The following is a 4,514-nucleotide window of genomic DNA, read 5'->3' on the forward strand; positions in this document are numbered from 1 at the left end:
AACTCCATGGAGTAGTTGGCTCGCGGTTTTTTGGGCTCTGTCATAGATAGTGTCCACTTAAAATAGGTGGACACCATCCTTAATCATCCCTGTCGAAATCGAAAGACGTCCTATATGGGGCGCTTACTTCTGCACAAACAAACGCCGAGGTTGTCCAATGGCCGCCGCGCCGTGGCGAATTTGAAGTTGCCCTCGCCAATTCATTGGCTGGGGTCGGGGGCGACAAAGATGGCCGGCGGCAACAAGCGCAGTCGGGCAGGGGAAGATGCTCAGGGCAACGAAAGCGATATGAAGGGTCAAGCGATAACGCAGCCACCCCGTGCCAGGGGCTCACGGTCCCGTGGTAGGGGCGCACGCGCCGACGGGCTATCCCAAGGTTTGATTAGGGATAGCCGAGGGAGGCTGACACTGGCTGGTTGCCCGGATAGTCGTTAGCGTTTATGCGCGCGCCGGAGAGGCCCCGCATCAGGGCGCTGGCGGGGGCATGCACCCGCTACCTTGGCGTTCAAAAGACCTTTTTGTAGGGTTTGACCTGCACGGTTGCATACACGCCGGCGGCGACATAAGGATCGGCTTCGGCCCAGGCCTGGGCTGCTTCGAGGGAGTCAAATTCGGCGATAACCGTTGAACCGCTAAAGCCCGCAGCGCCCGGATCGTTGCTGTCTATGGCGGGCGTGGGACCGGCGGTGAGCAGGCGGCCCTGATCCCGCAGCAGCTGGAGACGCGCCAGATGAGTAGGGCGAACGGACAGGCGCTTTTCTAACGAATCGGCCACGTCTTCGGCATAGATAACATAGAGCACGGTAAGACTCCCAACCAGGATTAGGTAAAAGTAATTCACGTTATGATATTGCACCCTGTAGCGCAACGAAAAGTTACGTGATAGAGACGGGTTGACAGCGGGTAGGCCGGCGGGGGCCGACACATGACCACTGAGGCTTTGGCCCCGAAGCGAAAGGTCCGGTGCGCCTGCCCTCTGACAGATAAATGCGCTAAACGATAAAGAGATCGCTGTCAGTTATTGAATATGATTGCTATTTGCATTTAAACTTTGCCCTCATCCACGACTTCCAATGATATGGCGTTAACTATTTTGAATCAGACCCGTCGCTTTTCCTGGCCGTTTATTGCCTCTGCCGGATTACACGCCTCTTTGGTCGCAGGATTACTTTATGCCACCGTGCCGCCGATAAGTTTGCCTTCCGCCGTCGAGCAGCCCATGACCGTGATGCTGGTGCCGCCTCTGCCCCAGCAGGCGCCGCCGGTGGAGCAACCGCCCGAGCCGCAGTCAGTCCAGCCCGAGCCGGTAGTCGTGCCGCAACCCGCCCCGGAACCGGAGCCCGAGCCGGTGCCGGAACCGCCCGCACCGGTGCAGGTGCCCAAATCGGTGCCGAAACCAAAACCGAAGCCCAAGCCCGAACGGCACCGTGAAATCAAGCCACAGCCGCCGAAACCCCAGACGCGCCCGGCGACGCCGGCCCCCAGTGCGCCAGCGGTTCGACCGACTACCGCGCCGGTCACCAGCGCGCCCACGACCAGCAGCATGAAAAGCGTGAGTAATGCGCCTCGGGCCATGCAGCGGGCCAACCCCATTTATTCCCCGCGGGCAAGAGCGTTGGGGATAGAAGGGCGCGTGAGCGTGATGTTCGATGTCAATGCCGACGGTCGGGTGGAAAATGTGCGGGTGTTAACGGCTCAGCCACGCAATATGTTTGAGCGCGATATCCGTTTAGCCATGCGCCGCTGGATCTACGAGCCAGGCAAACCGGCGACCAATTTGACGGTCAATTTTAAATTCGACCTTGAGGGCGTCAGCAGCGGCGAATAGGGGCACAAAACCCAGCGCAAGGACGGCGCCCGTCGAACACCTTAGTCCGCAGCGCTGCGCTGACGTTGGTCCGGCGGCAGCGGGTGCGGTTTACCGTCGTTATCGACCGCAACGTAAGTAAACACCGCTTCGGTCGCCCGGTAGCGCTGGCCGATGGGTTCCGAAGACACTTTTTTCACCCATACTTCAATATTAATGGTCAGCGAGCTGTTGCCGGTTTTCAGGCATTGGGCATAGCAACAAATCACATCCCCCACCGCCACCGGTTTCAGAAACGTCATGCCATCGACCCGCACCGTCACCACCCGACCCTGGGCCAGCTCTTTCGCCAGAATAGCGCCGCCAATATCCATCTGCGACATCAGCCAGCCGCCAAAGATATCGCCGTTGGCATTGGTGTCAGCCGGCATTGCCAGCGTGCGCAGCACCATTTCGCCGCCGGGCGGCTTTATCTCTTCGCTCATCATCACTCCCGCTTAACGTCACCGGCGCCGAAGGCGCAGGATTAATGGGTATTGTTATTGCGCTCGTCCTCCGCCATATGGCGGTAGATATAAATGCCGCTGAGCAGTGTAAACACCAGCGTCAGGCCGGTAAGGCCGAAAACTTTAAAATTCACCCATACGCTCTGCGGCAGCCAGAAAGCGATGTAGATGTTCGCCGCGCCACAGGCCAGAAAGAATAGCGCCCAGGCAATATTCAAATGGTTCCAGACACGGGCGGGGAGATGGATCTCTTTATCCAGCATACGCTGGATGAGCGGCTTGCCGAAGACGAATTGGCTGACCAGCAACGCCACGGCGAACAGCGTATAAATCACCGTCACCTTCCATTTGATGAATTCCGCGTTGTGGTAGTAAAGCGTCAGAGAGCCGAATATCGCCACCAGCACGAAGGTTATCAGGGCGACCTTTTCCACCTTGCGATAGCGCAGCCAGGTGTAAACCAATACCAGTGCAGAGGCAATGATTAACGCGCCAGACGCGTAGTAGATGTCGTAGAGCTTATAGACGATGAAAAACACCACCAAGGGCAGAAAATCGAGAAACTGCTTCATAACACAATCCACCGGTAAAAAGGGAAAACGCCGGCCATCAGGCCTGCCGCAATAACATATACAGACGATAAAGATAGATCAGCAACAGCGCGGAAATCAGGTTGCTCAGCCCATTCAATAATATCGCCGCCACCAGCGACGACACCAGGGTGAACTGTGTCGCCAGCAACAACACCGCTGCCTTCGCCAGAAGCCAGAACAAGACCGCCGGCGCCAATAGCCGCAGATTGGCGAACGCCAGACGGGCGCTCAGGCGCATTGATTTGATAGCGCCCAGATTGTCGCTGGTGGCGATGACCGGCGCCAGGCTAAAGGCGATGGCCAGCAGAATACCCGGCACGATAATCAACAGCAATCCCAACTGTACCAGCAGCGTGGTGAGAAAGATAAGCAACAGCAGGCGCGGCAACAGCGGCGCCGATAAACCGATGGCGCGCAATACGCTGACGGGCTGGTGGTTGGACACCAGGCGAATCATGGTCAGCAGACCGCCGGCCAGCAGGACATTGCCGACCAGACCGGCCAGGGTACCGGCGGCGGAGGCTTTCAGTAACACGCGCTGCTGGTCCACCGACATCTGCTGTACCAGCTGCTGCAGACTCATACCGGCGGTATCGCCCATATGGGTACCGTCGCTCAACGTCATCAGCTGCTCACTTCCCGGGGACAGCGCATGCCCCAGGACGACGCTTATCAGCGCCGTCAGCAGTGCCAACAGCACGATACTGGCAAACTGGTTTCGGAAAAAATTCAGCATGTCGCGGTACAGGGTACTTGCCATAATTGGCATGGGGGCTCCTTGGCAAAACAATCAACGATTAGGCTAGCCCGCTATTCTACCCTGTTAATCCACGGCTTGGCACCCTAATGCATCATTCGAGGGCGAGGGCGGCACGACAATCCCCCGCGTCGTCGACGGCGGCAGCGGCGGCAGGCCAAAATGCGCCCGGGCGCGATCGCAGGCGGCGTTTGCCCGGCCGTCCTCGCCGCTCATCTGAAATGCCTGGCAGGGTGAAGGACGGCAGGCGTAGATGGCACAGCTGACGTGCTCGCCGACGTGACCCTGTAGCGCGCGACAGCGCACTACGCGAATCGTTGGTGCCCGACATGCAGCGTAAGAATGGGGTGAGTGGTTCCGTTAACGCCGCCGGCACGCGACCGGCGCCGTCATCCGCCTCGGCCCAGTAAAAAGACACGCGAAAAAAGGCGTAGCAGGCGCCGCAGGACAGGCAGGGGTTGCCATCATCGCTCATGCTGTTATCCACCGACGCCGCGGCGTCGAAGCTGAACTGACACCCCTCGAAAACTACCCAGCCGGCCGCTTGAAAGCAACAGAAATGAGTAATCACCGCTTTTTTTGCTGTTGTTGCCGATCCGTTGACATGGATCAACCTGTAAATAGTAAGGGAATTGATATAACACTGGCTATCAGTGTGACACATCAATTTGCCTCTACACCGCCGCGCGTGCGGAAGGTGACAAGGATCAAATTTACCCCTAACGGCATAGGTATCTACACATTTATCGTGATACCTGTTATTACTTTGCAGAATGATTTCAACCTATCTGTTGGCGGGATTGACTCTCGCCTTACCCGCCGATATCAGACGCTGGTTAAACAGCATATGA

5 protein-coding genes and 1 pseudogene are annotated in these 4,514 nt (G+C 57.8%); 1 reads left to right on the forward strand and 5 read right to left on the reverse strand.

Annotation, left to right across the window (positions count from 1 at the left end):
• Positions 1-505: 505 nt before the first annotated feature.
• Positions 506-802, reverse strand: a complete 297-nt coding sequence (locus tag CINSTRO3249_RS13005; RefSeq protein ID WP_074013587.1) for a YciI family protein — start codon at positions 800-802, stop codon at positions 506-508.
• A 276-nt stretch (positions 803-1,078) separates the two neighbouring features.
• On the opposite strand from CINSTRO3249_RS13005, the gene tonB reads away from it, so the two are divergent.
• Complete coding sequence (gene tonB / locus CINSTRO3249_RS13010; RefSeq protein WP_074013583.1) at positions 1,079-1,828, forward strand: TonB system transport protein TonB; 750 nt, start codon at positions 1,079-1,081, stop codon at positions 1,826-1,828.
• Positions 1,829-1,869: 41 nt separating this feature from the next.
• On the opposite strand, the gene yciA is transcribed toward tonB, so the two are convergent.
• The 4 genes and pseudogenes from yciA to CINSTRO3249_RS13030 form a co-directional block, all read right to left on the reverse strand.
• Positions 1,870-2,292 carry an acyl-CoA thioester hydrolase YciA gene (gene yciA, locus CINSTRO3249_RS13015; protein ID WP_074013584.1) on the reverse strand — a complete coding sequence of 141 codons (423 nt, stop codon included), beginning with the start codon at positions 2,290-2,292 and terminating at the stop codon, positions 1,870-1,872.
• Positions 2,293-2,333: 41 nt separating this feature from the next.
• Complete coding sequence (locus CINSTRO3249_RS13020; protein WP_074013585.1) at positions 2,334-2,885, reverse strand: septation protein A; 552 nt, start codon at positions 2,883-2,885, stop codon at positions 2,334-2,336.
• Between the two features lie 37 nt (positions 2,886-2,922).
• Positions 2,923-3,675 (reverse strand): YciC family protein, encoded by a 753-nt coding sequence (locus CINSTRO3249_RS13025; protein WP_074013586.1) that lies wholly within the window; start codon positions 3,673-3,675, stop codon positions 2,923-2,925.
• Positions 3,676-3,729: 54 nt separating this feature from the next.
• A pseudogene (locus tag CINSTRO3249_RS13030) lies at positions 3,730-4,138 on the reverse strand (YkgJ family cysteine cluster protein).
• Positions 4,139-4,514 lie beyond the last annotated feature (376 nt).

It is taken from the genome of Candidatus Sodalis sp. SoCistrobi (assembly GCF_900143145.1).
Lineage (GTDB): Bacteria > Pseudomonadota > Gammaproteobacteria > Enterobacterales > Enterobacteriaceae > SoCistrobi.